The organism is Mycobacterium sp. shizuoka-1, assembly GCF_002723835.1.
Classification (GTDB): domain Bacteria; phylum Actinomycetota; class Actinomycetes; order Mycobacteriales; family Mycobacteriaceae; genus Mycobacterium.
The window spans coordinates 99,380-125,103 of sequence record NZ_BEWG01000013.1 but is presented as its reverse complement, the minus strand read 5'-3'; the positions used below and the strand labels follow the sequence as shown (position 1 = coordinate 125,103).

23 protein-coding genes and 1 tRNA gene are annotated in these 25,724 nt (G+C 68.6%); 12 read left to right on the top strand and 12 right to left on the bottom strand.

Going from position 1 to position 25,724, the window contains the following annotated elements:
* Window positions 1–479 precede the first annotated feature (479 nt).
* Genes MSZK_RS03710 through MSZK_RS03675 form a run of 8 tightly spaced genes read left to right on the top strand, consistent with a single transcriptional unit; the run spans window position 480 to window position 9,607 of the window.
* Window positions 480–1,286, top strand: a complete 807-nt coding sequence (locus tag MSZK_RS03710; protein WP_099244974.1) for an ABC transporter permease — start codon at window positions 480–482, stop codon at window positions 1,284–1,286.
* The gene (locus MSZK_RS03705; protein ID WP_099244937.1) at window positions 1,283–2,128 is read left to right on the top strand and encodes an ABC transporter permease; all 846 of its coding nucleotides are present in this window, start codon (window positions 1,283–1,285) and stop codon (window positions 2,126–2,128) included. The genes MSZK_RS03710 and MSZK_RS03705 overlap by 4 nt, the downstream gene beginning before the upstream one ends.
* Window positions 2,129–2,132: 4 nt before the next feature.
* Window positions 2,133–3,560, top strand: a complete 1,428-nt coding sequence (locus tag MSZK_RS03700; protein ID WP_099244935.1) for an MCE family protein — start codon at window positions 2,133–2,135, stop codon at window positions 3,558–3,560.
* 10 nt (window positions 3,561–3,570) lie between these two features.
* Window positions 3,571–4,599, top strand: coding sequence for an MCE family protein (locus MSZK_RS03695; RefSeq protein WP_099244933.1), 1,029 nt, complete (start codon window positions 3,571–3,573; stop codon window positions 4,597–4,599).
* On the top strand, window positions 4,596–5,831 hold the full coding sequence (locus MSZK_RS03690) for an MCE family protein (protein WP_099244973.1): 1,236 nt from the start codon (window positions 4,596–4,598) through the stop codon (window positions 5,829–5,831). Before MSZK_RS03695 ends, MSZK_RS03690 begins: the two co-directional genes overlap by 4 nt.
* A complete protein-coding gene (locus MSZK_RS03685) occupies window positions 5,828–7,084 on the top strand; it encodes an MCE family protein (RefSeq protein WP_099244931.1) in 1,257 nt (418 codons plus the stop codon). The genes MSZK_RS03690 and MSZK_RS03685 overlap by 4 nt, the downstream gene beginning before the upstream one ends.
* The gene (locus MSZK_RS03680; RefSeq protein ID WP_099244929.1) at window positions 7,081–8,214 is read left to right on the top strand and encodes a virulence factor Mce family protein; all 1,134 of its coding nucleotides are present in this window, start codon (window positions 7,081–7,083) and stop codon (window positions 8,212–8,214) included. Before MSZK_RS03685 ends, MSZK_RS03680 begins: the two co-directional genes overlap by 4 nt.
* 1 nt (window position 8,215) lies before the next feature.
* A complete protein-coding gene (locus tag MSZK_RS03675; RefSeq protein ID WP_099244927.1) occupies window positions 8,216–9,607 on the top strand; it encodes an MCE family protein in 1,392 nt (463 codons plus the stop codon).
* Window positions 9,608–9,609: 2 nt separating this feature from the next.
* Here the strand turns inward: MSZK_RS03675 and MSZK_RS03670 are convergent, their stop codons facing one another.
* Both MSZK_RS03670 and cwsA read right to left on the bottom strand, forming a co-directional pair.
* A complete protein-coding gene (locus MSZK_RS03670; protein ID WP_099244925.1) occupies window positions 9,610–10,968 on the bottom strand; it encodes an L-serine ammonia-lyase in 1,359 nt (452 codons plus the stop codon).
* 4 nt (window positions 10,969–10,972) lie between these two features.
* A complete protein-coding gene (cwsA, locus tag MSZK_RS03665; RefSeq protein ID WP_099244923.1) occupies window positions 10,973–11,383 on the bottom strand; it encodes a cell wall synthesis protein CwsA in 411 nt (136 codons plus the stop codon).
* Between the two features lie 82 nt (window positions 11,384–11,465).
* Between cwsA and MSZK_RS03660 the strand changes: the two genes are divergently transcribed.
* Window positions 11,466–12,011 (top strand): peptidylprolyl isomerase, encoded by a 546-nt coding sequence (locus MSZK_RS03660; RefSeq protein ID WP_199203177.1) that lies wholly within the window; start codon window positions 11,466–11,468, stop codon window positions 12,009–12,011.
* 72 nt (window positions 12,012–12,083) lie between these two features.
* Here MSZK_RS03660 and MSZK_RS03655 read toward each other — a convergent pair whose 3' ends face one another.
* Window positions 12,084–12,500: a PH domain-containing protein gene (locus MSZK_RS03655; protein ID WP_099244919.1), complete on the bottom strand. Its 417-nt coding sequence runs from the start codon at window positions 12,498–12,500 to the stop codon at window positions 12,084–12,086.
* 156 nt (window positions 12,501–12,656) lie between these two features.
* Window positions 12,657–12,938: a cell division protein CrgA gene (gene crgA / locus MSZK_RS03650; protein ID WP_099244917.1), complete on the bottom strand. Its 282-nt coding sequence runs from the start codon at window positions 12,936–12,938 to the stop codon at window positions 12,657–12,659.
* Between the two features lie 49 nt (window positions 12,939–12,987).
* On the opposite strand from crgA, the gene MSZK_RS03645 reads away from it, so the two are divergent.
* Entirely contained in the window at window positions 12,988–13,779 is a 792-nt protein-coding gene (locus MSZK_RS03645) for a DUF881 domain-containing protein (RefSeq protein ID WP_199203176.1), read from the top strand.
* Window positions 13,780–13,807: 28 nt separating this feature from the next.
* Entirely contained in the window at window positions 13,808–14,491 is a 684-nt protein-coding gene (locus tag MSZK_RS03640) for an aminodeoxychorismate/anthranilate synthase component II (RefSeq protein WP_099244913.1), read from the top strand.
* Here MSZK_RS03640 and pknB read toward each other — a convergent pair.
* From pknB to MSZK_RS03605, 7 genes are all read right to left on the bottom strand, one after another.
* Window positions 14,475–16,358, bottom strand: coding sequence for a Stk1 family PASTA domain-containing Ser/Thr kinase (gene pknB / locus MSZK_RS03635; protein ID WP_099244911.1), 1,884 nt, complete (start codon window positions 16,356–16,358; stop codon window positions 14,475–14,477). The genes MSZK_RS03640 and pknB overlap by 17 nt on opposite strands.
* Window positions 16,355–17,632 (bottom strand): serine/threonine-protein kinase, encoded by a 1,278-nt coding sequence (locus tag MSZK_RS03630; RefSeq protein ID WP_099244909.1) that lies wholly within the window; start codon window positions 17,630–17,632, stop codon window positions 16,355–16,357. The genes pknB and MSZK_RS03630 overlap by 4 nt, the downstream gene beginning before the upstream one ends.
* 66 nt (window positions 17,633–17,698) lie before the next feature.
* On the bottom strand, window positions 17,699–19,174 hold the full coding sequence (gene pbpA / locus MSZK_RS03625; RefSeq protein WP_099244906.1) for a D,D-transpeptidase PbpA: 1,476 nt from the start codon (window positions 19,172–19,174) through the stop codon (window positions 17,699–17,701).
* Window positions 19,171–20,574 (bottom strand): FtsW/RodA/SpoVE family cell cycle protein, encoded by a 1,404-nt coding sequence (locus MSZK_RS03620; protein ID WP_099244904.1) that lies wholly within the window; start codon window positions 20,572–20,574, stop codon window positions 19,171–19,173. Before MSZK_RS03620 ends, pbpA begins: the two co-directional genes overlap by 4 nt.
* A complete protein-coding gene (locus MSZK_RS03615) occupies window positions 20,571–22,145 on the bottom strand; it encodes a PP2C family serine/threonine-protein phosphatase (RefSeq protein WP_099244902.1) in 1,575 nt (524 codons plus the stop codon). The genes MSZK_RS03620 and MSZK_RS03615 overlap by 4 nt, the downstream gene beginning before the upstream one ends.
* The gene (locus MSZK_RS03610) at window positions 22,142–22,609 is read right to left on the bottom strand and encodes an FHA domain-containing protein (protein ID WP_099244900.1); all 468 of its coding nucleotides are present in this window, start codon (window positions 22,607–22,609) and stop codon (window positions 22,142–22,144) included. Before MSZK_RS03610 ends, MSZK_RS03615 begins: the two co-directional genes overlap by 4 nt.
* Window positions 22,610–22,759: 150 nt before the next feature.
* Window positions 22,760–24,199 carry an FhaA domain-containing protein gene (locus MSZK_RS03605; RefSeq protein WP_099244898.1) on the bottom strand — a complete coding sequence of 480 codons (1,440 nt, stop codon included), beginning with the start codon at window positions 24,197–24,199 and terminating at the stop codon, window positions 22,760–22,762.
* A gap of 225 nt (window positions 24,200–24,424) precedes the next feature.
* Between MSZK_RS03605 and MSZK_RS03600 the strand changes: the two genes are divergently transcribed.
* Window positions 24,425–24,507 (top strand) — tRNA-Leu (locus MSZK_RS03600).
* A 59-nt stretch (window positions 24,508–24,566) separates the two neighbouring features.
* Here the strand turns inward: MSZK_RS03600 and MSZK_RS03595 are convergent.
* A complete protein-coding gene (locus MSZK_RS03595; protein WP_099244895.1) occupies window positions 24,567–25,673 on the bottom strand; it encodes a GGDEF domain-containing protein in 1,107 nt (368 codons plus the stop codon).
* Between the last annotated feature and the right edge of the window lie 51 nt (window positions 25,674–25,724).

Here is a 25,724-nt window from a genome sequence, read left to right as displayed (position 1 = left end):
ACTTGTCCGCGACAGCGACCGGAGCCTCGAATTAGCAGTCGTCGTGTACGTCGCGGATACCTTTGCGCCACCTAGAGATATCGAATCTCCTAGGCTCCACAACACCGAGTGCTGCGACCGGGATCACTGCCCGGCGGGGACAGCCATTCGGAGCGGCAACGTCTTGTTGCACCGGCGACAGGTGTAAGTTTCCCGGCCCGCGAACACACTCTGTTCGTGAGCGCAGATAGCACACTTCACCCTCTTGCGAGAAAATCCCCCCCAAACCATGGGCACATTCTGCACTACTTCACAGGCTTCGTTCAGGGGAACGTCATTCGACACCGTCAATAGTTGAGCTTTCACCAAACCTGACGGTATGTTGATAGGCTTTATTTCTGCCCGCAGGCCCCGGCTACCGGCAACCTTCTGGCCTCTCACGTTGGGACCTTCGACCCCTCCCGCACCGCAATTTGCTGCCTAGCGTGAAACTCCGGAAGATGCCGCGAACTGTCGGCAACCGGCCAGGGGGTCCCGACGTGGTGTCAACGGACAATGTCCTCAAACCCATCCGGTCGGTTGGTGATTTCTATGCCGTCGCGCTGGACACGCTGGTCGCGATGGTCAAACCACCGTTCGCCTGGCGGGAGTTCATCCTGCAAACCTGGTTCGTGGCGCGGGTCGCCGTCGTTCCGACCCTGCTTCTGGCCGTCCCGTTCACCGTGCTGGTCGTGTTCACCATCAACGTCCTGCTGACCGAATTCGGCGCCACCGACTTCTCCGGGACCGGCGCCGCCAGTGCGGCGGTCACCGAGATCGGGCCGATCGTGACCGTGCTCGTGGTCGCCGGCACCGGAGCGACCGCGATGTGCGCCGATCTCGGTGCCCGCACGATCCGCGACGAGCTCGACGCGCTGCGGGTCATGGGTGTCGATCCCGTGCACCGCCTCGTGGTGCCGCGCGTGCTGGCCGCCACCGTCGTCGCCGTGTCGCTGGTGTCGCTGGTGACACTCGTCGGACTGGTCGGCTCGTTCGGCTTCGCGGTGTTCATCCAGCACGTCACCCCGGGCGCCTTCGTCGCCGGCCTCACCTTGTTCACCGGGCTGCCCGACATCGTCTTGAGCTTGGTCAAGGGCGCACTGTTCGGGCTGTCGGCCGCGCTGATCGCGTGCTACAAGGGCATGTCGGTGCGCAGAGGGCCACAGGGCGTCGGCAACGCCGTCAACGAGACCGTCGTGTACTCGTTCATCGCACTGTTCGTGATCAACATCGTCGCGACCGCCGTCTATTACACGAGCGCGAAATGACCGCCGTCCACGAACGTCCAGGCTGGACCACCGTGGCGCACGGCGTCGCCGAGGGCTGGAACCGCATCGGTGTGCAGATCAAATTCAACGCGAGGTCCGTGCGCGAGATCGGCATCGCCGTCACGCGCTACCGGACAGAGATCCTCCGCCTCATTGCCCAAATGAGCTTGGGCACTGGCGCATTGGCCCTCATCGGCGGCACCGTGGTGGTCGTCGGATTCCTCACGTTGACCACCGGCGCCGTGATCGCCGTCCAGGGCTACAACGAACTCTCGGGCATCGGCGTCGAGGCGATGACGGGGTTCATCTCCGCCTATGTCAACGTCCGCATCATCTCCCCCGCCGTCGCGGGCATCGGCCTGGCCGCCACGATCGGCGCCGGGGCCACCGCACAACTGGGCGCCATGCGGATCGCCGACGAGATCGACGCCCTCGAGGTGATGGCGGTGCGGTCGGTGGCCTACCTGGTGTCCACCCGCGTGGTCGCCGGCGTGGTCGTGGTGATCCCGCTGTACTGCGTGGCCATGGTGTGTGCCTTCCTGGCCGCCCGATTCGGCACCACCGGGTTCTACGGACAGTCCACCGGTGTCTACGACCATTACTTCAACACCTTCCTGAACTCCACGGACCTGCTGTGGTCGTTCTTCACCGTGGTCTTGATGGGGATCGCCGTGATGCTGGTACACACCTACTACGGCTACACCGCAACCGGCGGACCTGCCGGAGTCGGTGAGGCAGTGGGACATTCGGTGCGCACCTCCCTGATCGTGTTGACGCTGCTGCTCCTGGCGGTGGCGATGTCCATCTACGGACAGTCCGGCAACTTCCACCTGTCCGGGTGATGCGATGTCCGATCAGCGCTCAGAGGGCATGCATCCGGGATGGTGGACACTGATTTTCGTGGTCGCCGCGGCCGGCACGATGGTCGCCACCACCGCCCTGTTCTCCGGTGCACTGCGTGACTACGTGACGGTGACACTGATCTCCGACCGCGCGGGCCTGGTGATGGACCGCGGCGCGAAGGTCAAGCTGCGCGGCGTGCAGATCGGCCGGGTCGACCAGGTCACCGGTGAGCAGGGTCAGGTGCGCCTGACTCTCGAGATCGAGCCCGAGCAGATGAAGTTCATCCCGGCCAATGTGGATGCACACATCCGGGCCGGAACCCTGTTCAGCGGCAAGTTCGTCGAACTCGACTATCCGAGCGATCCCAGCCCGCAACGGCTGGCTCCGGACGCCGTCATCACGTCCGACAACGTCAGTACCGAGATCAACACCCTGTTCCGCGATGTCAACGACATCCTCAAACAGGTCGACCCCGCCAAGCTGCAAGCGGTGCTGTCCGCACTGGCCGAGGGACTGCGCGGCCACGGGGCCACCCTGGGGCAATCGATCACCGACGCCAACGAGGTCATGACACAGGTCAACGCCCGCACGGAGACCATCGCCGCCGACCGGCAATCGGTCAGACAACTCACCGCAGCGTATTCCGATGCCGCACAGAACATCCTGAGTACGCTCGATGCCGCGGCAACCACCAGCGCCACCGTGCGCGGCGACGCGCAGGCGCTCGACGCAGTGCTGACAGGGGTGGCCGGGCTGGCCCGCAGCGGCATCGACCTGATGGGCTCGAGCCAGGCCAACCTCACCACGGCGGTGAGCTCCTTCGAATCCACCGCCCGGTTGCTGCTGAAATACCAGCCGACGTTCACCTGCACGCTGGTCGGCGCCAAGACGGCACTGGATACCGGTTACCTGGATGCGACCGGCGCCGCCAACGGCAAGTCGCTGATCTTGGACAGCGCACTGCTGTTCGGGCCCGACGCCTACCGTTACCCGCAGAACCTGCCGATCATCGGCGCCAAGGGCGGCCCGGGTGGACTACCGGGTTGCGGCTCGCTGCCCGACGTCGCCGCGAATTGGCCGGTGCGCCAACTGATCACCAACACCGGCTGGGGAACGGGCCTGGACATCCGGCCGAACCCGGGAATCGGTTTCCCCGGCTATGCGGATTACTTCCCGGTCACCAGGGCCGTGCCCGAACCGCCCAGCGTCCGCTACGAGGGCGGCCCCGCCCCTGGACCGATCCCCTACCCGGGTGCGCCGCCGTACGGGGCTTCGTTGTACGCCCCGGATGGGACCCCACTGTGGCCGGGCCTACCGCCGGCGCCGCCGCCGGGTGCCACCCCGCAACCGGGTCCGCCGCCGCCGGGCTCCGAACCGTTCGTGGTGCCGGCCCCCGCCCAACTTCAGCCGACACCGGTCCCGGCGCCGTGACGAGGCCGACATGAAAGAGAACCTGCGGGGCGCGATCTGGCGCGTCGGCGTGTTCCTGGGGGTGTGCGCCCTCGGCCTGGTGGCCATGCTCGCGATCTTCGCGCAACTGCGGTTCGAGACCGAGAAAACCTACACCGCAGAATTCCGCACGGTCTCCGGCCTCGAGGACGGCAACTTCGTCCGGATCGCCGGAGTCGAAGTCGGCAAGGTGAAGAACATCCGGATCCGCGACGACGGCGTCGCCCTGGTCGAGTTCGGCACCGACGCCTCAGTGGTGCTGACCGACGGCAGCCGGGCGGTGGTGCGCTACCGCAACCTCATCGGCGAGCGGTACCTGGCCCTCGAGGAGGGGGTGGGCGGCACCCGTGCGCTACCGCCCGGAGCCACCATCGCGCTGTCGCACACGGCGCCCGCCCTCGATCTCGATGCGCTGCTGGGCGGCTTCCGCCCGCTGTTTCGGGCCTTGGACCCCGAGCAGGTCAACGCGCTGTCCGGCCAGCTGATCGAAGCGCTGCAGGGCGAAGGCCCCACGATCGCCGGCTTCCTGTCCCAGACGGCGACCCTGACCAACACCCTCGCCGAGCGCGACCAGCTGATCGGGCAGGTCATCATGAACCTGAAATCCGTTGTGGGATCACTGAGTACGCAGAGTTCGCAATTCACCGCGGCCATCGACGCGTTGTCCGCGTCGCTGGCGACGATGGCAGAGCGACGTCACGACCTGCGCAACGGCCTCGCGTACGCCAACGCGGCGGCCGCGTCGATCGGCGATCTGCTCACCCAGGGTCGGGTGCCGCTGAAGAGTGTCGTCGACCAGGCGCAGCGGGTGGCCGATGCGACCCTGGCCGACCGGGACTACTTGGACCATCTGCTCGACACGCTGCCGGACGTCTACCAGAAGCTGAACCGCCAGGGCCTCTACGGCGACTTCTTCAGCTTCTATTTGTGCGATCTGATCCTCAAGCTGAACGGCAAAGGCGGACAACCCGTTTACGTGAAGGTCGTCGGCCAGGACAGCGGGAGGTGCTCGCCGCGATGAAGACTTTCGCCGAGCGCAACCCCATCGCCGTCGGGGTGGTCGGCATTGCGGTCACTCTGGCCGTGGTGTTGGGCGCCCTCAACTACGGCAAGCTGCCGTTCGTCAACGACAACCGGAACTACTCGGCTTATTTCGCCGAGGCGGGCGGGCTGCTCACCGGCGCCGCGGTGCAGGTCTCCGGCTTCAAGGCCGGCAAGGTCACCTCGATCGATCTCGACGGCCCGCGCGTCCTGGTCACGTTCGAGGTGGCCAAGAGTATCCGGATCGGGAATCGCACCGCGGCGGCGATCAAGACGAAAAGCATTCTCGGGGCCAAGATCCTGGAATTGACCCCGGGCGGTGACGGCACCCAGAGCGGGCCGATCCCGCTGGATCGAACGACCTCGCCCTACCAACTGCCGGATGCCCTCGGTGACCTGACCGCCACCGTGAGCCAGTTGGACACTGCCCGGTTGTCCGACTCGTGGAAGATACTGGCCGGCGAATTCGAGAACACGCCAACGGCGCTCAAGATCGCCATGGACGGCGTGGCGCGATTCGCGGCGACGCTCAACGCCAGGGACTCCCAGCTGCGTGCGCTGCTGACCGATGCGAACACGGTGACGACGGTGCTGGCACAGCGTAGCGACGCGATCGTCCGGATGCTGACGGACAGCAACGCCCTGCTGGCGGACCTGACCAGCCAACGCCAGGCGCTCGACGACATCGCCGGGAACATCACGGTGCTGAGCCGTCAGCTCAAGGCCGTCATTGCCGACAACCGCCAGACACTCACGCCGGCGATGGACAAGCTCAACCAGCTGCTCACCATCCTCGACCGCCGCAAGGAACGGATCCAACAGGCCATCAAGGGGTTCGACCACTATGCGATGTCACTGGGCGAGTCGATGGCATCGGGCCCGTTCTTCAAGTTCTACATCGCCAACCTGCTGCCCGGGCAGTTCATCCAGCCGTTCGTCGACGCCGCTTTCTCCGATCTCGGGCTGGACCCGAACGTGCTGGCACCCTCGCTGCGTACCGACCCACAATCCGGCCAGCCGGGCACGCCACCGCTGCCGCTGCCCTTCCCCCGCACCGGGCAGGGTGGCGAGCCGCGACTGACCCTGCCCGACGCGATCACCGGCACACCCGGCGATCCGCGCTACCCGTACCGGGAGCCCCCGCCGGCACCCCCACCAGGTGGGCCGCCGCCAGGTCCACCGGCTCCGGCGGCTGAGGGTCCGAGCCGATGACCGCGCGCGCCGGAATCCGTATCGGCTTGGCCGGCATCCTGGCCGTCCTGCTGGTGGCCGCCGTCGTCGACTTGGTGATGTCGGCCGGCACAGCCGGCAGACGAACGGTTGTCGGCTACTTCGCCAACAGCAACGGCATCTTCGTCGGGGACGAGGTCCGCATCCTGGGAGTGCCCGTCGGCAAGATCAGCCGGATCGAGCCGCAGCCCGACCGCGTGAAGATCACCTTCTGGTACGACACCAAGTACCCGGTGCCCGCCGACGCCAAGGCCGTGATCATGTCCCCGGCGATCGTGACCGCGCGCATCATCGCACTCACCCCGGCCTACACCGGAGGACCCCAGCTGCAAGACAACGCCGTCATCCCTGAGGAACGCACTGCCGTCCCCGTCGAATGGGACGATCTACGCCAGCAACTGCAGCGGCTCAGCGAGTTGATCCAGCCGACCGAAGCCGGCGGGGTCAGTTCCCTGGGCGCGGTCGTGCACACCGCGGCCGACACCCTGCGTGGCCAGGGCGCGACCCTCCGGTCCGCCATCATCGAGCTGTCGCAGGCGGTCTCGGCGCTCAGTGACCATCGCGATGATGTGTTCGGCACACTGAAGAACCTGTCGATCCTGGTGTCAGCACTCAAGGACAGCGGCGAGGCGATGCGGCAACTCAACGCCAATCTGGCCTCGGCGACTGCAGCGCTGGACGACGAACCCAACGAGGTCGGGGAGGCGCTGTCGGCGCTGGACGGGGTCGTCGGCGACGTGCGCGGCTTCGTCGCCGACAACCGCGAGGCACTGGGGGCCACAGCGGACAAGCTGGCCTCGGTGTCGTCGGCGCTGGGCGCCAGCCTCGACGACCTCAAGCAGGCCCTTCATGTCGCGCCGAATGCGTTGCAGAACTTGATGAACACCTACCAGCCCGCGCAGGCCACCATGGGCGGCGCGTACGCATTCAACAACTTCGCCGATCCGATCACGTTCCTGTGTGGCGCCATCCAGGCGGCCTCGCGGCTGGGCGCCGAGCAGTCGGCCAAGCTCTGCGTCCAATACCTGGCTCCGATCGTCAAGAACCGCCAGTACAACTTTCCGCCGCTGGGCGAGAACCTGATCGTCGGTGCCAGCGCGCGACCCAACGAAGTGACCTACAGCGAGGATTGGCTGCGACCCGACTACGTGCCTCCGGCGAATACCCCGGTGCAGCAGACCGATCCCGCCGCCGGACTGCCCGGCATGATGACGGTGCCCGGGGAGGGCCGATGACGCCGCGCCGGGTCGTCGCCGGGGCGCTACTGGTGGCGTCGCTGGCCACGGTGGCGTCGGGATGCGGGTGGCGCGGGCTGAACTCGATGCCGCTGCCAGGCACCGCCGGCCGCGGACCGGGGGCATACACCATCCAGGCACAGCTGCCCGACGTGCGCACCATCGAACCGAATTCCCGGGTCCAGGTCGGGGACGTCACGGTCGGCACCGTCACCAAGATCGAGCGTCAGGGCTGGCACGCGCTGCTGACCATGAGCATCGACCACGATGTGCACCTGCCCGCCAACGCTACCGCGACGATCGGCCAGAGCGGCCTGCTCGGCTCGCTGCACGTCGAGCTCGCGCCGCCGACCGCCACCGCGCCACAGGGCACGCTGCGCGACGGCTCGATGATCCCGCTGTCGTCGGCCGGTACCTACCCGTCCAGCGAGCAGCTGTTGTCGGCAATCACATTGCTGCTCAACGGCGGCGGGATCGGCCAGGTCCACGACATCACCGAGGCGCTGAGCACCGCGCTGGCCGGCCGTGAACAGGACCTGCGCAGCCTGATCACCCAGCTGGACCGGTTCACCCGCTACGTCAACGAGCAGTCGGCCGACATCATCGCCACCGCGGAGAGCCTGAACAATCTCGCGGGACAGTTCGCCGACCAGCAGCCGGTGGTCGACCGGGCACTCACCACGATCCCGGCTGCGCTGCGGGTGATCGGCGACCAGCGACAGACACTGGTCGACGCGCTCGATCAGATGGGTAAGTTCAGCGCGCTGGTCGCCGACTCCACCAACCAGACCAAGGACAGCCTGATCGCCGAGCTCAAGGCGCTCGGCCCGGTGCTTGATTCGTTGGCCGACGCCGGGCCGGCCCTGACCCGATCCCTGGGCATGTTCGCCACCTACCCGTTTCCGGCCGACACCGTCGGGGTGTGGCAGCGGGGCGACTTCGCCAACTTGACCGCCGTCATCGACCTGACGCTGAGCCGCCTGGACGCCTCGTTCCTCACCGGCACCCGGTGGGAAGGCAACCTGACCGAGCTCGAGTTGCAGTGGGGCCGCACCATCGGGCAACTGCCGAGCCCCTACACCCGGGGCAATCCCCTTGTGGCGCCCTATCACTGGGACCAAGGACGATGACGTGCCGCCACTGACCCTGCGCATCCGACTCCAGCTGGCGCTCTTCGCCGTGATCGCGGCGGCGTTCGCGACGGCGATGATCTTCGGTTACATCAGATTGCCCGCCATGTTCGGGATCGGGCGCTACCAGGTGATCGTCGAGTTGCCGCGCACCGCGGGCGTGTATCCCGGGGGAAACGTCACCTACCGGGGTGCCGAAGTCGGCCGGATCCAAGAAGTGCGGCTGACCGGCACGGGGGTGGCCGCCGTGTTGTCGCTGAAATCGGGCATCGCGATCCCGTCCGATCTCGACGCGCAGGTGCACAGCCAATCGGCCGTCGGTGAGCAGTACATCACGCTGCTGCCGCGCCGGGATTCGGCGCCGTTGCGCAACGGCGACGTCATCGCGGCCGACCGCACCTCGGTGCCACCGGACTTCGACGCCGTCCTTGATGCGGTGAACACCGGCCTCAAGGCGATCCCGCGCGACGACCTGAAGACAGTCGTCGACGAGTCCTACACCGCGGTCGGCGGTCTCGGCCCGCAGCTGTCCCGGCTCGTCACCGGCGGTGGCCAACTGGCCGCCGGCGCCCGGGAGAACCTCGGGCCCCTGCTGACGCTGATCGACCAGTCCAAGCCGATCTTGGACGCGCAGAACGACTCCGCGAGCGCTGTCGCGGCCTGGACCACCCACCTCGCCGCCATCAGCCGCCAGCTGAAGGACAACGACGCGGCCGTCAACGACCTGCTGCAGCAGGGCGGCCCGGCCGTCCAGGAAGCCCGGCAACTCTTCGACCGGGTGCGCCCGACGGTGCCCATCATCGCCGCCAATCTGGCCAGTGTGGCTCAGGTGGTGCTGACCTACCAGCCCGGCCTGGAACAGCTGCTGGTTCTGCTGCCCCAGGCGGCCGCCACCGCCCAAGCGATCGTCCTGGCCAACCGGGACACCGAGCAGCCCTACCGGGGTGTCTACCTGAGCTTGAACCTGAGCCTCAATCAACCGCCGCCGTGCACCACCGGATTTCTGCCCGCGCAGCAGCAGCGGGCGGCCGCGCTGCAGGACTTCCCGGACCGGCCGCCAGGCGACTTCTATTGCCGGGTCCCCCAGGACTCGCCGATCGGCGTGCGCGGCGCGCGCAACATCCCCTGCACCGGCCGGCCGGGGAAGCGGGCGCCGACAGTGGCGATGTGCGACAGCGGACAGACCTATGTGCCGCTCAATGACGGATACAACTGGAAGGGTGACCCCAACGCCACCCTGTCGGGGCAGGACGTCCCGCAACTGAGCGGCGCCCAATACGACCCCGCCACCGGCATATTCACCGGTCCCGACGGGCGGCGGTACACCCAGGATAACCTCGCGTCCGGTGGCCAGGTGCCCACCTGGCAGTCAATGCTGGTGCCGGGGAACTGAACTCAGCACTCCACCACGTTCAGAGCCAGTCCCCCCAGCGCGGTTTCCTTGTACTTGTCGGCCATGTCGGCGCCGGTGTCGCGCATCGTCTTGATCGCGGTGTCGAGACTGACGAAATGAGATCCGTCGCCGTGCATCGCCATCCTCGCGGCAGTGATCGCCTTGACCGCCGCGACGGCGTTGCGCTCGATGCACGGAATCTGGACCAGCCCGCGCACCGGGTCGCACGTCAGCCCGAGGTTGTGTTCGATGCCGATCTCGGCGGCGTTCTCCACCTGAGCCGGGGTACCGCCGAGCACGGCGGTGAGCCCGGCTGCCGCCATCGAGCACGCGGAGCCGACCTCGCCCTGACAGCCCACCTCCGCACCGGAGATCGACGCGTTGGACTTGAACAGGACGCCGATCGCCGCCGCGGTCAGCAGGAACTGCACCACCCCGTCGTCGCTGGCCCCCGGAACGAACCGGGTGTAGTAGTGCAGCACCGCCGGGATCACGCCGGCCGCGCCATTGGTGGGGGCGGTGACCACCCGCCCGCCGGCCGCGTTCTCCTCGTTGACGGCCAGCGCGTACACGGTCACCCAGTCGATCGCATAGAGCGGGTCGTGCGGGGTCGCTTCGAGTTGGGCGGCCAATTGCCCCGCCCGCCGGCGCACCCCCAGCCCACCCGGAAGCACGCCGCGGTGGCTCAGGCCGGCCGTCACGCACTGCTGCATCACCGACCAGATCCGCAGCACCGCCGCGCGCAGATCGTCGTGGCGGGCCAGCGCGCGTTCGTTGTCCGCCATCACCGTGGCGATGCTGGTGCCCCGCTCGACCGCCGTCGCGACCAATTCCGTTGCGGTAGCGAAGGGATAGGGAATCGCGACCGTCTCGGTAGCCGGTGCCGCCGCGTCGGCCTCGTCGACCACCGCCCCGCCACCGACGGAGAAGTACACCCGCTTGTCCAGCTGCGCGCCGTCGGGGCCGAGCGCCTGAAATGCCATCCCGTTGCTGTGAAAGGCCAACCGCTGCAGGCTCATTGAGATGTCGGAGTCGAGGTCGAAGTCGATCGTGTGGCCGCCGGCCAGGGTCAGTCGACGCTCGGCGCGCACCGATCCCAGCAGCACATCGACCCCGGCCGGGTCGACTGTCTCCGGGTCGGCGCCGGTCAAGCCGAGCAGTACGGCGCCGACGGTGCCGTGTCCGGCGCCGGTCGCGCCGAGGGACCCGTACAGCTGTACGTGCACCCGGTGGACCGCGTCCAGCACGCCCGCTGCGGCCAGCTCTGCGGTGAAGCGCGCGGCGGCGCGCATGGGCCCGACGGTATGCGAACTGGACGGGCCGATACCGATCGAGAACAGGTCGAAGACGCTGACAGCCACGGCCTTAGAGCTTGGGTGCGACCTCGACGCTGGGCGGCAGCGCGGACGGCTCGGGCACGGCCGAGCGCCGGGAGATCGTGAACGCCGCCGCGCCGCCGGCCACCGCGGCCAGGCCCAGGAACCCGAACACGAACAGTCGCCGCCGGCGCCGACGCTGCGCTGTGCGGGCCTCCTGCAGTAGCTGCGGCAACTCGGCGACGACCTGCTTGACCGCGGCCGCCTCCCGGGCCACATCGTCGCGGACTTCACGAGCCTCGCGTGTCCGGCGCTTGATTCCGGCGGCTGCCGACTCGGCCGAATGCACGCTGATGCCGACCAGACCGCGGGTGATGTCCACCGGACCGACCGCGGTGTAGTGCAGTCCGCGGTTCAGCCGCTCGCGCGATGTAAGTGCGGGTTTGGTCTTGCGGCCCATGTGATCCTCCCGAACGGTGTGGTGGCATCAACACTGCCACAGCGCGCACAGGGGTGGCCGGGAGTTGGGGTGGCCGAGGCTAGTGGCACACTGGGATCCCGTGACGAGCCCCATTGCGACCGCGACCGCGACCCTGCACACCAATCGCGGCGACATCAAGATCGCCCTGTTCGGTAATCACGCCCCCAAGACCGTCGCCAACTTCGTCGGCTTGGCCCAGGGCACCAAGGAGTACTCGACGCAGAACGCCTCGGGCAGCACCTCCGGACCGTTCTACGACGGTGCGGTCTTCCACCGCGTCATCGACGGCTTCATGATCCAGGGCGGCGACCCGACCGGCACCGGCCGCGGTGGCCCCGGCTACAAGTTCGCCGACGAGTTCCATCCCGAGCTGCAGTTCGACAAGCCCTACCTGCTGGCGATGGCGAACGCCGGGCCGGGCACCAACGGGTCCCAGTTCTTCATCACCGTCGGCAAGACTCCGCACCTGAACCGGCGGCACACCATCTTCGGTGAGGTCGTCGACCCCGAGTCGCAGAAGGTCGTCGACGCGATCGCCAGCACGGCCACCGATCGCAACGACCGGCCTGCCGACGACGTCGTGATCGAGTCGATCACCATCTCCTGACATCCAGACCGCACTAAGAGCGACGATCACGCCCGATCGTCGCTCTCACTGCGGTCTCGACGGCCCGCCCGGCTAGCGGCCGGCGAAGCCGGCGTCGGTCAGGGCGTCGAGCACGGTCAACGGATCGGTCCCAAGATCCCATCGGCTGAGCACGATCAGCCGGTCGGCGACCGTCTCGATCTCGAGCAGGCGCGTCTTGCGCCCGATCCGGCGGAACTCGGTGATGCGGATCAGCGCGATGTCGGCGCGGCGCAGGGTCTGGGTCCGGAACCACCCCCGGTACACCAACCCGTCACCGACGATTGCCAGCTTGGGTCTGGCTCGCCATGATCCGAATGCGAACATCAGCAGTCCGGCCGCAGCAAGTCCGGTGAGGATGCGGCCCGGCGGGTCTGTGACCACGGTCACACAGGCGGTAGCCATCAACACACCTGCGATGCCAAGACCTGCGACGGCCCCCGATTTGGGGCCCCAATCAGTTTGCTGCATGGCGTCCTCGGTGGCATCTACCGTGGCCGATGCAGTTATCCACAGGTGCTATCAACAATGGGGATGAATCACACGCGTGTGATTGGGTGGCCAGAAGGTTGCCAGCCCGAAAACACTGACCGCACGGCATGAATCCTCTAAGGTGGTCGTCCCCGGTCAGCGCCACCGCATCGTCAGCAACAGACCGGTGATCATGAACGCGAACGCGATCCCGTAGTTCCACGGTCCGAGATTGGCCATCCACTGCAACACGCTGGGCACGTCGAGACCGGAGGCGGCCAGCTGGAACACCAGCAGCCACGCCAGCCCGATCAACATCAGACTGATGAACAGCACCACGAACCACACGCTCGACGGCCCGGCCTTCACCTTGACCGGAGTGCGGCTCACCGGGTTGACCGTGAAGTCGTTCTTCTTGCGAACCTTGGACTTGGGCATGGGTACCTTCGGGCCGGGATCTTCTGCGACGATGGTGCGCAGACCGACTATGAGATTAACGCAGCGGCGCCGCGACCCGACAACTCCGGCAGCAGCGACGACGGGCGCTCGGCGCTCGCCGTGGCGGTTCGGCGTCCCGGTGGTGTGCCTGCTGGCCGGTCTGCTGCTGGCCGCCACCCACGGTGTCTCCGGGGGTAGCGAGATCCGCCGGGCCGACTCGCCCCGGCTGGTGGATCTGGTCCACGACGCGCAGAACTCGGTGGACCGGCTCAACGCGCAGCGCGACGCGCTGGCCGCGCAGGTCGACTCGACGCACGGCGCGTCCGCAGGCACCGCCCTGGCCGCCATGCTGGCCCGGGCCGACGAGCTGGCCGGTGACGCGGGACTGGATCCGGTGCATGGCCCGGGTCTGGTCGTCACGCTGTCCGACGCGCAGCGCGACGCCAACGGGCGCTTTCCCCGCGACGCCTCCCCCGACGATCTGGTGGTCCACCAGCAGGACATCCAGGCGGTGCTCAACGCGCTGTGGAGCGCCGGAGCCGAGGCGATCCAGATGCAGGACCAGCGCATCATCGGTACCTCGGCGCCGCGCTGCGTCGGCAACACCCTGCTGCTCAACGGGCGGACGTACAGCCCGCCCTACACCGTCACCGCGATCGGCGACCCCACCGCCATGCGCGCGGCGCTGGCCGCCGCTCCCCTGGTCAGCCTGTACAAGCAGTACGTCGTCCGGTTCGGACTGGGATACAGCGAGCAGGTTCGCGACGACCTCACCGTCGCCGGCTACACCGGCCCGGTCCGGATGCGCTACGCCCAGCCGGTCGGTCCGGTCGGTTACTGAGTCACTGCACCCCAGGTACCCTGACCGGGTGCAGGTCTTGGTCGTCGACAATTACGACAGCTTCGTGTTCAACCTGGTCCAGTACCTGGGCCAACTCGGGGTGGACGCGCAGGTCTGGCGCAACGACGACGCCCGCCTTGCCGACGAGGCGTCGGTGGCCGCCGAATTCGACGGCGTGCTGCTCAGCCCGGGCCCGGGCACCCCGGAGCGGGCCGGCGCCTCGATCCCACTGGTCCGCGCGTGCGCGGCGGCCGGCACACCGCTGCTGGGCGTGTGCCTGGGCCACCAGGCGATCGGGGTGGCCTTCGGCGGAACGGTGGATCGCGCGCCCGAGCTGCTGCACGGCAAGACCAGCACCGTCTACCACACGAACACCGGTGTGCTGCACGGTCTTCCGAACCCCTTCACGGCCACCCGGTATCACTCGCTGACGATCCTGCCCGAGACGGTGCCGGCCCAGCTCGAGGTGACCGGACGGACGAAGAGCGGGGTCATCATGGCGGTGCGGCATGCCGAGCTGCCGATCCACGGTGTTCAGTTCCACCCGGAGTCGATCCTGACCGAGGGCGGTCACCGGATGCTGGCGAACTGGCTGGGCTACTGCGGGACGGCCCCCGAAGAGACGTTGGTGCGCCGCCTCGAGCAGGAGGTCGCCGACACGGTGCGGCACGCCCTCGGAGGGCAGGAGCTCTCGGCTACGACGCAAAGCTGAGGGTGATCGGGTCACCGAATTTCAGCGGTGTACCCGCCGGTGGGCTTTGTGTGACCACGGCGTTGGAGCGCTGACCGCTGTTCTGCACGTCGGGACCCTTGATCAGCTGGCCTGTCCAGCCGTACGCGTTGCGCAGGTTGGCCTCGACGTCGGTCCAGAACCCGCCACGGACGTCGGGCATCACGAACTGGTTGCCCTTGGACACCCGCAGCTGGATGACGGTGTCGATCGGCGCCATCTGCCCCGCGGGCGGATCGGTGTCGACGATCTGATCCTTGGGGTCGGCGCTGTCGACCGGGACCACCACGCCGGGCGGAAAACGCGACGCCTGCAGCACCGTGTTGGCGGTGTCGACGGTCTGGCCCTTGAGGTCGGGTACCAGAGCCGATTCCGGTCCGTTGCCGACGACGATGGTGATCTCGTTGGTGATCGGCGCCGACTGGTTGGCCGGCGGCACCGTACCGAGAACCTTGTCCTTCTTCTCCGGCGTGGACGGCGAGTCCGCCCGCTTGAACTTCCCGAAGCCGGCGTCGGTGAGCTTCTTGACGCAGTCGGCGTAACTCGAGCTGGTGCTGCAGTCCGGCACCTCGCGCTGCGGGGGGCCGCTGGACACGTTGATGGTGATGTCGTCACCGGCGCTGGCCATCGAGTTGGCCGGCGGATCGGTCCCGACCACCTTCTCCGGCGGCACGGTGTTGTCGCTGGTCGGCTGGGTGCGAATCTTGAAACCCTTGTTCTGCAGGGTGGCGATCGCATCCTGCTGCGACTGGCCGCGCACGTCGGGGATCTGCACGTCGCGCGGGCTGCCGCTGACCATGTTGATGGCGACGGTGACTACGACGGTCAGGATCGCCAGCACCGCCACCGCGATCAGCCAGCGCCCGATCGATCCGCTGGCGCGGTCGGTGTCGACCACCGCACCCTGGCGGGGGATCTCGTCGGTGTGATCGCCGTGCGGGGCGCGGGGGGTGGCCGACAGCAGCGAGGTCCGCTCGGCGGCGCTGAGCACCTTGGGCGCCTCGGGCGCTTCGCCGTTGTGCACCCGGACCAGGTCGGTCCGCATCTCGGCGGCCGTCTGGTAGCGGTTGTCGGGGTTCTTGGCCAGCGCCTTGAGCACCACCGCATCCAACTCCGGCGAAATCCCCGGATTCTTGTGTGACGGTGGTACCGGATCCTCGCGGACGTGCTGGTAGGCCACCGCGACCGGGGAATCGCCGACGAACGGCGGCTCACCGGTGAGGATTTCGTAGAGCACGCAGCCCAGCGAGTAGACGTCGGAGCGGGCGTCGACGGGCTCGCCGCGGGCCTGCTCGGGCGACAGGTACTGGGCAGTGCCGATCACGGCGGCGGTCTGGGTGACGCTGTTGCCGGCGTCGGCCAGCGCCCGCGCGATCCCGAAGTCCATCACCTTCACCGCGCCGGTCTTGGAGATCATGATGTTCGCCGGCTTGACGTCGCGGTGGATGATGCCGTGCTGGTGGCTGAAGTTCAGGGCCTGGCAGGCGTCGGCGATGATCTCGATCGCCCGCCGAGGCGGGATCGGGCCGTCGGTGTGCACGATGTCGCGCAGGGTCACCCCGTCGACGTACTCCATCACGATGTAAGGCAGCGGACCGTTGCTGGTCTCGGCCTCGCCGGTGTCGTAGACGGCGACGATCGCGGGATGGTTCAGCGCCGCGGCGTTTTGTGCTTCGCGGCGAAACCGCAGATAGAAGCTGGGATCGCGGGCCAGGTCGGCGCGCAGCACCTTGACCGCGACGTCCCGGTGCAGCCGGGTGTCGCGGGCCATGTGCACCTCGGACATGCCACCGAAGCCGAGGATCTCGCCCAGTTCGTAGCGGTCGGACAGGTGCTGTGGGGTGGTCATCGCGGTTTCTCGTCGTGTCGATCAGGCTGCGTCAGGGCAGCAATAGCCACGCTGGCGGAGGTGAATCGGATTGGCCCGATCTGCCCTCCAGGATTACCGGTGCGGGGGCCTTCCGTCCAACCGCTCGGAGCCGCTTCGCTGGTGGGGGTCACGGTGTCGGTGACGGTCTGCTCGACGGGCCGGTTGTCTTTGCGGTCTTTGTCGGCGAGCACGATCAGGATGGCGCTGATGATCGCCAGCGCCCCCAGCACGCCGGCCGCCCACAGCAGGGCCCGCTGACCCGACGAGAACGTGCGCCGCGGCGGCGGCGGACGGTGACTGCCGGTGTTGGCGCGCGGCCGCATCCCGGTGGCGGGGGCGGCGGGCAGCCGTGGCGAGCTGCCCGGGATCGCCGCCGGGGTGGCACGGATGGTCGGCGCGGAGTTCGGCCGGGGCGGCCGGCGTCCGGCCCGCACCGCGGCCACCGCGTCGGCGAACTGGCCGCCGTTGCGGTAGCGCATGCCCGGATTCTTCACCAGGGTGATCTCGATCAGCTCGCGCACATTGGGCGGCAGGTCGGCCGGCAGCGGCGCGGGCGTCTCCTTGATGTGCTTCATCGCCACCGTCAGCGCACCGTCGCCGATGAACGGCCGCTTGCCCGAAACAGCCTCGTAGCCAACAACTCCCAGCGAATACACGTCGCTGGCGGCGGTGGCGTCATGGCCGAGTGCCTGTTCGGGGGCGATGTACTGCGCGGTGCCCATCACCATGCCGGTCTGGGTGACCGGTGCCGCGTCGACGGCCTTGGCGATGCCGAAGTCGGTGAGCTTCACCTGGCCGGTCGGGGTGATCAGGATGTTGCCCGGCTTCACGTCGCGGTGCACCAGTCCGGCAGCGTGCGCCACCTGCAGGGCGCGTCCGGTCTGCTCGAGCATGTCCAGGGCGTGCCGCAGCGAGAGCCGGCCGGTGCGCTTGATCACCGAGTTCAGCGGTTCGCCGTTGATCAGCTCCATCACCAGGTAGGCGGTGCGTCCCTCGCCCTCCATGTCGGTCTCGCCGTAGTCGTGCACGGCGGCGATGCCGGGATGGTTGAGCATGGCGACGGTGCGGGCCTCGGCGCGGAACCGCTCGACGAACTCCGGATCCGAGGTGAACTCCTGCTTGAGCACCTTGACGGCGACCCGGCGCCCCAGGCGACTGTCGACGGCCTCCCAGACCTGGCCCATCCCGCCGGTGGCGATCAGCCGCTGCAGCCGGTAGCGGCCCGACAGCGTGACCCCCACGCGCGGGCTCATTGCTTGCCTCGCTTCGCTCGCCTGCTGAGGCTCATTGCTTGCCTCGCTTCGCTCGCCTGCGCGGACTCATGACGCCCCCTGCAATGCCGCTGCGATCGTCGCCCGGCCGACCGGGGCGGCCAGCGCGCCGCCGGTGGCGTTCAACCGGTCGCCACCGTTCTCGATCAGCACCGCCACCGCCACCTTGGGGCTCTGCGCCGGCGCGAACGCGATGTACCAGGCGTGCGGCGGGGTGTTGCGCGGGTCGGTGCCGTGCTCGGCAGTGCCGGTCTTGGATGCGATCTGCACGCCGGGAATCGCCCCCTTCTGCTGGGTCATCTGCTCGGCGCCGATCATCAAATCCGTTAGCTTAGCCGCGACCTGTTGGGACACGGCCCGCCTGCTCTCCTGCGGCGCCGCAGTGCTGATGTTGGACAGGTCGGGCCCCTTGAGGCTATCCACCAGGTAAGGCCGCATCATCACCCCGGAATTGGCGATCGTCGCCGCCACCAACGCGTTCTGCAAGGGTGTCACCGCCACGTCTTTCTGACCCATGCTCGACATTCCCAGGGCAGCGGCGTCGGAGATCGGGCCGATTGTCGACTCCGCGACTTCCAGCGGGATCGGCGCTGGTGGGCTGTCGAACCCGAACGCCTGCGCGGTGTTGCGCAGGGCGTCGGCACCCACTCGGATACCCAGTTCGACGAAAGCTGTATTGCAGGATCGGGCGAACGCCTCCCGCAGCGAGGCCGTCGGACCGCTGCCGCACGGCGTGCCGCCGTAGTTCTCCAAGGTGGCGGTGCTGTTCGGCAGCTGGATCTGCGGCGCGCTGGTCAGCTGGTCGTTGTCGGTCATACCGGATTGCAACGCCGCCGCGGTGGTGATCACCTTGAACGTCGATCCCGGGGGGAACGTCTCGGCGATGGCGCGGTTGGTCAGCGGTGAGTTCGGGTCGTCGCGCAGTTGCTGCCAGGCGGTGCCCTGCTCCTCGCTGTCGTGGGTGGCCAGCAGATTGGGGTCATACGACGGGGAGGACACCATGGCCAGCACCTTGCCGGTGGACGGCTCCAGCGCCACCACCGAACCGCGGCAGCCTCCGCTGCAGCCCTGCTGCATCGCCTCCCAGGCGGCCTGCTGAATCCGCGGCACAATCGTGGTGTCGACGTTGCCGCCGCGCGGGTCGCGCCCGGTGAAGAAGTCGGCCAGCCGGCGGCCGAACAGCCGTTGGTCCGAACCGTTGAGAATGCCGTCCTCCGCGCGCTCCAGCCCGGCGCTGGAGTAACGCAGCGAGTAGAACCCGGTGACCGGGGCATAGACGTAGGGATTCGGGTAGACCCGCAGGAACCGGTAGTGGCCGTTGGTGGACACCGAATAGGCCAGCAGCTGCCCGCCCGCGGTGATCTGGCCGCGTTGACGCGAATACTCGTCGAGCAGCACCCGCTGGTTGCGCGGGTCGGCTCGCAGGCCGTCGGCCCGGAACACCTGGGTGATCGTCGCGTTGACCAGCAACAGCACGATCAGGGCCATGATCATCACCGATATCCGGCGCAGGGAGGTGTTCATACCCGCTCGATCACCTCCGTGCTGGAGGCCGCGATGGAGGTGGGCGGGTTGGTCATGAGCGGGCGACGGGCGGCGTGCGAGATCTTCACCAGGATCGCCAGCAGGATGTAGTTGGCCACCAGCGACGAGCCGCCGTAGGACATCCACGGTGTGGTCAGGCCGGTCAGCGGGATCAGCCCGGTGACACCGCCCACGACGATGAACAGCTGGATCGCCAGCGTCGAGGCCAGCCCGGCGGCCAGCAGCTTGCCGAAACTGTCCCGCACGGCGATCGCGGTGCGCAGGCCGCGCACGATCACGATCGTGTAGAGCATCAGCACCCCGGCCAAGCCGACCAGGCCGAGCTCCTCACCGACGGCGGCGATGATGAAGTCGGTCGAGGCGGCCGGCACCGTGCCCGGCTGACCGTTGCCCAGTCCGGTGCCGAAGATGCCGCCGGTGGCAAAGCTGAACTGCGACTGCACCATCTGGTAGCCGGCGCCCTCGGGGTCGCTGAACGGGTCGAGCCAGGTCTGCACCCGGACCCGCACGTGGCCGAACAGGTAGTACGCCGCCACGCTGCCCGCGGCGAACAGCGTCAGGCCGATCACCACCCAGCTGATCCGCTCGGTGGCGATGTAGACCATCACCAGGAAGGAGGCGTACAGCAGCAGCGAGGTACCGAGATCCTTCTCGAAGACCATGACGCCGACCGAGATGATCCAGGCCGCCAGCAGCGGGGCCAGATCGCGCGGTCGCGGCACGTCGGTGCCCAGGAAATGCTTGCCGGCGCCGGTGAACACCTCGCGCTTGGCCACCAGCACGGCGGCGAAGAAGATCAGCAGCAGGATCTTGGAGAACTCGGCGGGCTGAATACTGAAGCCGGGGAACCGAATCCAGATCTTGGCGCCGTTGGTCTCGGAGAAGCGGGCGGGCAGCAGCGCCGGAATCGCCAGCAGCACAAGCCCGGCCAGTCCGCAGGTGTATCCGTAGCGGGCCAGGATGCGGTGATCCTTGAGGAACACCACGACCAGCGAGAAGCCGACGACCCCGACCAGGGTCCACAACATCTGCTGCTCTTCGCTGGGGCCGCGCTGCGGGGACAGCGCGCCGCCGATCAGGTCGAGGCGGTGGATCATCACCAGGCCCAGGCCGTTGAGCAGCGCCACCACCGGCAGCAGCACCGGGTCGGCGTAGGGAGCGAAGCGGCGCACGGCCAGGTGCGCGCAGACGAACAGGGTCAGGAACGCCAGCGTGGAGCTGGCCAGGTCCCAGCTGATGCCCTGCTCCTGGTTGGCTTCCACGATCAGCAGCGCCACGACGGTGATCAGGGTGGCGAAGCAGAGCAAGGCGAGCTCGGCGTTGCGGCGGGTCGGTGTCGCCGGCGCCAGCGTGACCGGAGCCTGGGGCTGGGTGCTCATGCCGCCGTCCGGCAGTCGGTGCCCGGTTTCTGCGGCGCCGCGGGCAGCTGCGTCACGGTCGGCGCCGGGCTGGGCGGTGGCAGCGGGGTGGCGGAACCCGTTGTGGTGGTAACGCTTTCACTCGGCGCTGCGCTGGGTGTGGCGGACGGCGTGGTCGACGGCGCGGGGGCCGGCGCCGACGTCGTCACCGTGGTCGTGGCCGGCGCGGGCGACGCAGGGGTGGGCGACGGTCCCGGTGCGGCGGTTGCGCTCGGCGCGGGAGTGGGCGCGGGCGCCGGGGGGGCCGGCGCCTTGGTCGGCGGCGGTGCACACGGTGGTAACAGCGAGCTGTGCGCCAGCTCGCGCAGCTGACCGATCGCGTCATCGAGGCTGCCGGCGGGCAGCCCGGCCGACACCTGAGCGCGCTCGGAGGGCCGCAGGTCCTGCAGCCGCATCAGCTGGCAGCCGAGTGCGGAGGTGGCCTGGTCGTAGCTGATCTGGGACAGCTCGTTGCGGTCGTTGAGGCAGCCCAACAGGTAGGGCTCCTGGAGCGGATAGCCCAGGATCGACCCTTCGATCCCGCGCATGATCGCCACCGTGCCGTCGTAGGCGCTGACGTAGTAGTTGCTGCGGATGATCTGGCGGCCCACCGCGAGACCGGCCAGCGCCAGCAGCAACACCACCGCGACGGCGATGATCATCCGTCTGCGCGAGCGCGGCTTGGCCGGCGGCTCGGGTTCGGCCACCACCCGCTTGGCGGCCGGGGGCCTGGGCGTGATCGCCGAGGCCCGGCCGGCGGCGGTGTTGGGCGGCGCGGCGTTGTCGTCGTCGCCGGAGACCGCTCCGGCCAGGATCGGCTGGGTCTGGCCGCCGTAGTCGTGGTCGACGACATCGGCGACCACCACGGTGACGTTGTCCGGGCCGCCGCCGCGCAGCGCCAGCTCGATCAACCGGTCGGCGCTCTCGGCGACGTCGGGGATCTGCAGCGCCTCCAGGATGGTCTCCTGGCTGACCGGGTCCGACAGGCCGTCGGAGCACAGCAGGTAGCGGTCGCCTTCCTTGGCTTCCCGCATGATCAGCGTCGGCTCCACCTCGTGGCCGGTCAGCGCCCGCATGATCAGCGAGCGCTGCGGGTGGCTGTGGGCTTCCTCGGCGGTGATGCGGCCCTCGTCGACGAGGGTCTGCACGAACGTGTCGTCCTTGGTGATCTGCGTCAGTTCGCCGTCGCGCAGCAGATAGCCGCGCGAGTCGCCGATGTGGACCAGCCCAAGTCTGTTGCCCGCGAACAGGATTGCGGTCAGGGTGGTGCCCATGCCCTCGAGCTCGGGCTCGAGTTCGACGTGGGCGGCGATCGCCGAGTTGCCTTCGTGCACCGCATCGTCGAGCTTGGACAGCAGGTCGCCGCCGGGCTCGTCGTCGTCGAGGTGGGCCAGCGCGGCGATCACCAATTGGGAGGCCACCTCGCCGGCGGCGTGCCCGCCCATACCGTCGGCCAGTGCGAGCAGCCGGGCGCCGGCGTACACCGAGTCTTCGTTGTTGGCGCGCACCAGACCGCGGTCGCTGCGGGCGGCGTAGCGAAGGACGAGGGTCACGGGCGCAGCTCGATTACCGTCTTGCCGATGTGTACCGGCGTGCCAATCGGAACCCGTACTGCCGTCGTCACCTTCGCCCTGTCGAGGTATGTGCCGTTGGTCGATCCTAGGTCTTCGACGTACCAGTCGGAACCGCGCGGCGAGAGCCGGGCGTGGCGGGTGGAGGAATAGTCGTCGGTCAGTACCAGCGTGGAGTCGTCGGCGCGCCCGATCAGCACGGGTTGGCTGCCCAGCGTGATGCGGGTGCCGGCCAGGGTGCCCTCGGTGACCACCAGGTAGCGGGCAGAGTGACGCTGCTGGCGCGGCGGCAGCAGCGTGCCGCGCAGGGCCAGGCCGCGGCGGACCATCACCGCGCCGGTGGGCGCATAGATGTCGTTGCGCAGGATCCGCAGCACAGACCAGATGAACAGCCACAGCAACAGCAGGAAACCGGCACGCGTCAGCTGCAGTACTAGTCCCTGCATCCGGCGTCCTCTCCGTCCTCGTGCCCCGCTTGCCGTGAAACCGATACCAGCAGGCACCGGGCCGACTTCGGCACCGTCACGATACTTGGACGCCGGTGGACGCGCGGGTGAAGCCAGTCCGCGTCGGCCAAGCCGCGGCCCCCGCCGACCTCAGTGAACGCGGACGATGATCTCGGAATGACCCAGCCGGATGACATCGCCGTCGGCCAGCTGCCACTCCTGCACGGGCGCGTTGTTCACCGTGGTTCCGTTGGTCGAGTTGAGGTCGGAGAGCAGCGCGACCTGACCGTCCCAGCGGATCTCCAGATGCCGGCGGGACACCCCGGTGTCGGGCAGCCGGAACTGGGCGTCCTGGCCGCGGCCGATGACGTTGGCGCCTTCGCGCAGCTGGTAGGTGCGCCCGCTGCCGTCGTCGAGTTGCAGGGTGACGGCATGCCCGGTGCTGGGGTAATCGCCCTGGGCGGGCGGCTGGGCGTAGCCGCCGTAGCCGCCGCCGGCGGGCTGACCGTAGTCGTAGTCGCGACCGGCGGGCTCGGCGTAGCCGCCCTGCTCGTAGCCACGGCCGGCCGGCTGGCCGTAGTCGGGCTGGCCGTAGTCGGGCTGGCCGTAGTCGGGGCGACCGTAGCCGCCCTGCTGGCCGTAGCCCTGGTCGTAGCCGCCCTGGTCGGGGTAGGCGGGACGGGGCTCGGGCCGGCCGTAGCCGGCGTCCTCGTGCCGTCCGGGGCCGCGGCCGTAGTCGTAGTCACTGCTCGGCGGGGCCGCGGGTGCGTAGCCCCCGCCTTGCGGCGGACCGTAGGACGGTGCGCCGTAGCCGGGCGGCGGGCCCTGCCGGTAGCCCTGGTCGTAGCCTGGGCCGCCGTAGCCGCCGCCGGCCGGGGGACGCTGCTCGTAGCCCTGGCCGTAACCCTGGCCGCCGTAGCCACCCTGCTCGGGGTAGCCCGGCCGCTGGCCGTAGCCCTGCTCGCCGGGCGGGGGTGCGTAGCCGCCCTGCTCGGGCGGGTACGGGCCGCGCTGCTCTGGCGCGCCGGCGCGCGGTTCCTCCGGGCGCGGGTAGCGGTCGTCGTAGTAGTCGTCGCCGGGCCGCCCCTGACCCTGGTCGCCACGGTAGGTGGGGTTGTCGCTCATCGCTGGTACTCCTGGTTCTGCGGTGTACGCCTGGTTCGATTGTGGTGGGGCGGTGTTGGCTCGGGACGGGTGGGGGTCGACGTCAGGATTGACGACGCCGCGCGCACGGTATTGGCCGGTGTGCAGGCTCGGCGACTGCTCGAACCTGACAACCACATCACCATACGTTTGCCACCCCTGATCTCGGATGTATCCGCCCAAGTGTTTGGCAAAAGTGTCCGTGGTGAGATCGCGGTCGGCGCTGACCTTCTCGAAGTCGGATGCACTGAGAGTAATGACGTATTCATTGGGGGCCAAAAATCGTTCGCGGGGCAGCGCCTGGACACCGGCGGAGGCTTCCCGCCGCAGCGCCGCTTCTACCTCCGCCGGGACGATTGATCCGCCGAACACCCGGGCGAAGGCGTCGCCGACGGTGTTCTCGAGTCTGCGCTCGATGCGTTGAACCAGACCCCTCTGGTTACTCATCTCACCGCCTGCCTCGAGTCCGCCGCGTGTCGCATCGGCGCATGCTTTGTCTCGATGGTATCGGCCCAGGTCGGCGCCACGTACCCCTGAGAATTCTGAGAATCGCGTTACGCCAGGTCAGGGGCACGGTGGCCGGGGTGTGACGGCGGTCGCTAGGCTGGTCGCAGCCGCGGGCGCGAGTTGAGGTCCACCCCCTGGACCGTGATACGCTCCCCCGGTTGTTTTGGGCGAGTGGCGGAATGGCAGACGCGCTGGCTTCAGGTGCCAGTGTCCTTCGGGACGTGGGGGTTCAAGTCCCCCTTCGCCCACACAGTGGAGAAAAACCCCGGCTTCCGGCCGGGGTTTTTCCGTGTGTGGGGCCGCACGGTCAGCCGCCATGCTCGGAATCCTCGCGGGCGAACATCTCGGTTGCCTCGCACACCTGGTTTCCGCCGGCGCGTTTGGCGCGGTACATCGCCGCGTCGGCGGCCTCGATGAGCTCGTCGAGCAGCTGCAGGTTCAGATCGGGCCCGCTGCTCAGCGGTGCGCAGGCGGTGCCGATACTGGCCGTCAGCGGCACCGGCAGCTCGGCGATCGCCCGGCGCACCTTTTCGGCGGTGCCGTCCGGGGACGCCGCGTGGAGCACGTCGGCGATGACGAACTCTTCTCCCCCGGCCCGTCCGATCACCGCCGACGGTCGGCAGCTGTCGGCCAGCGAGGCGCTGATCCGGATCAGCGCGGCGTCGCCGGCGGCGTGGCCGCGGGTGTCGTTGAGCTGCTTGAAGTTGTCCAGATCGATCACCACCACGATGAGCAGGCTGCCGGCGGGGTGGTGGCCCATCATCAGTTCGTGGGTCGACTGCTGGAAGGACCGCCGGTTGTGCAACCCGGTCAGCGGGTCGCGCCCAGAGCTGCGCAGGTCGACACGCAGAGTCTGGACCAGCGACAGAATGCCGAACGGCAGGGCGGCGTTGAGCGTGATCACGATCGCCACCCCGGCGGCGGCCAGATAGCTGTCGCCGGAGGCGTCGACCATGCGGATGGCCAGGATGGCCGCGCAGACCCCGGCGACCGCACTGATGGCCACCACTTCGTAGGCGGTGTGAAAGTAGGCGACGAATCCGCCGATCACCGCGAACGTCACGCAGCCCACCAGCCCCACGTACGGGTTGGTATAGGAGAGGCAGGCGGCGGCGATCGTGACCGTCGAGGTCACCGAAAACACGATCGACTGCCTGCGGGTGGGCCAGTGCAGGAGGAACGGCACCGCCGAGGCCATCGCCGCCGCCGCCGCGACCGCGCAGACGATGAGCGTCATCCGGTCGGCCGGCCCCTGCGGGCTGCGGGTCATCAATGCGGTCGAGCTGGCCAGCAGCACGGTGGCCGCGAAGATCGAGAGCCGCCATAGTCGCTGCAGTCCGCGCTCATGCAGGTAGGCGCTGATCCAGTCGTACTGGTCGGGGTAACGGGTCAGCAGCGGTCCCCACTGAGGCATGTATCGACCCCCATTCCGGTCGGGGAGGTGTCGCCAGTGGTGTGAGATACC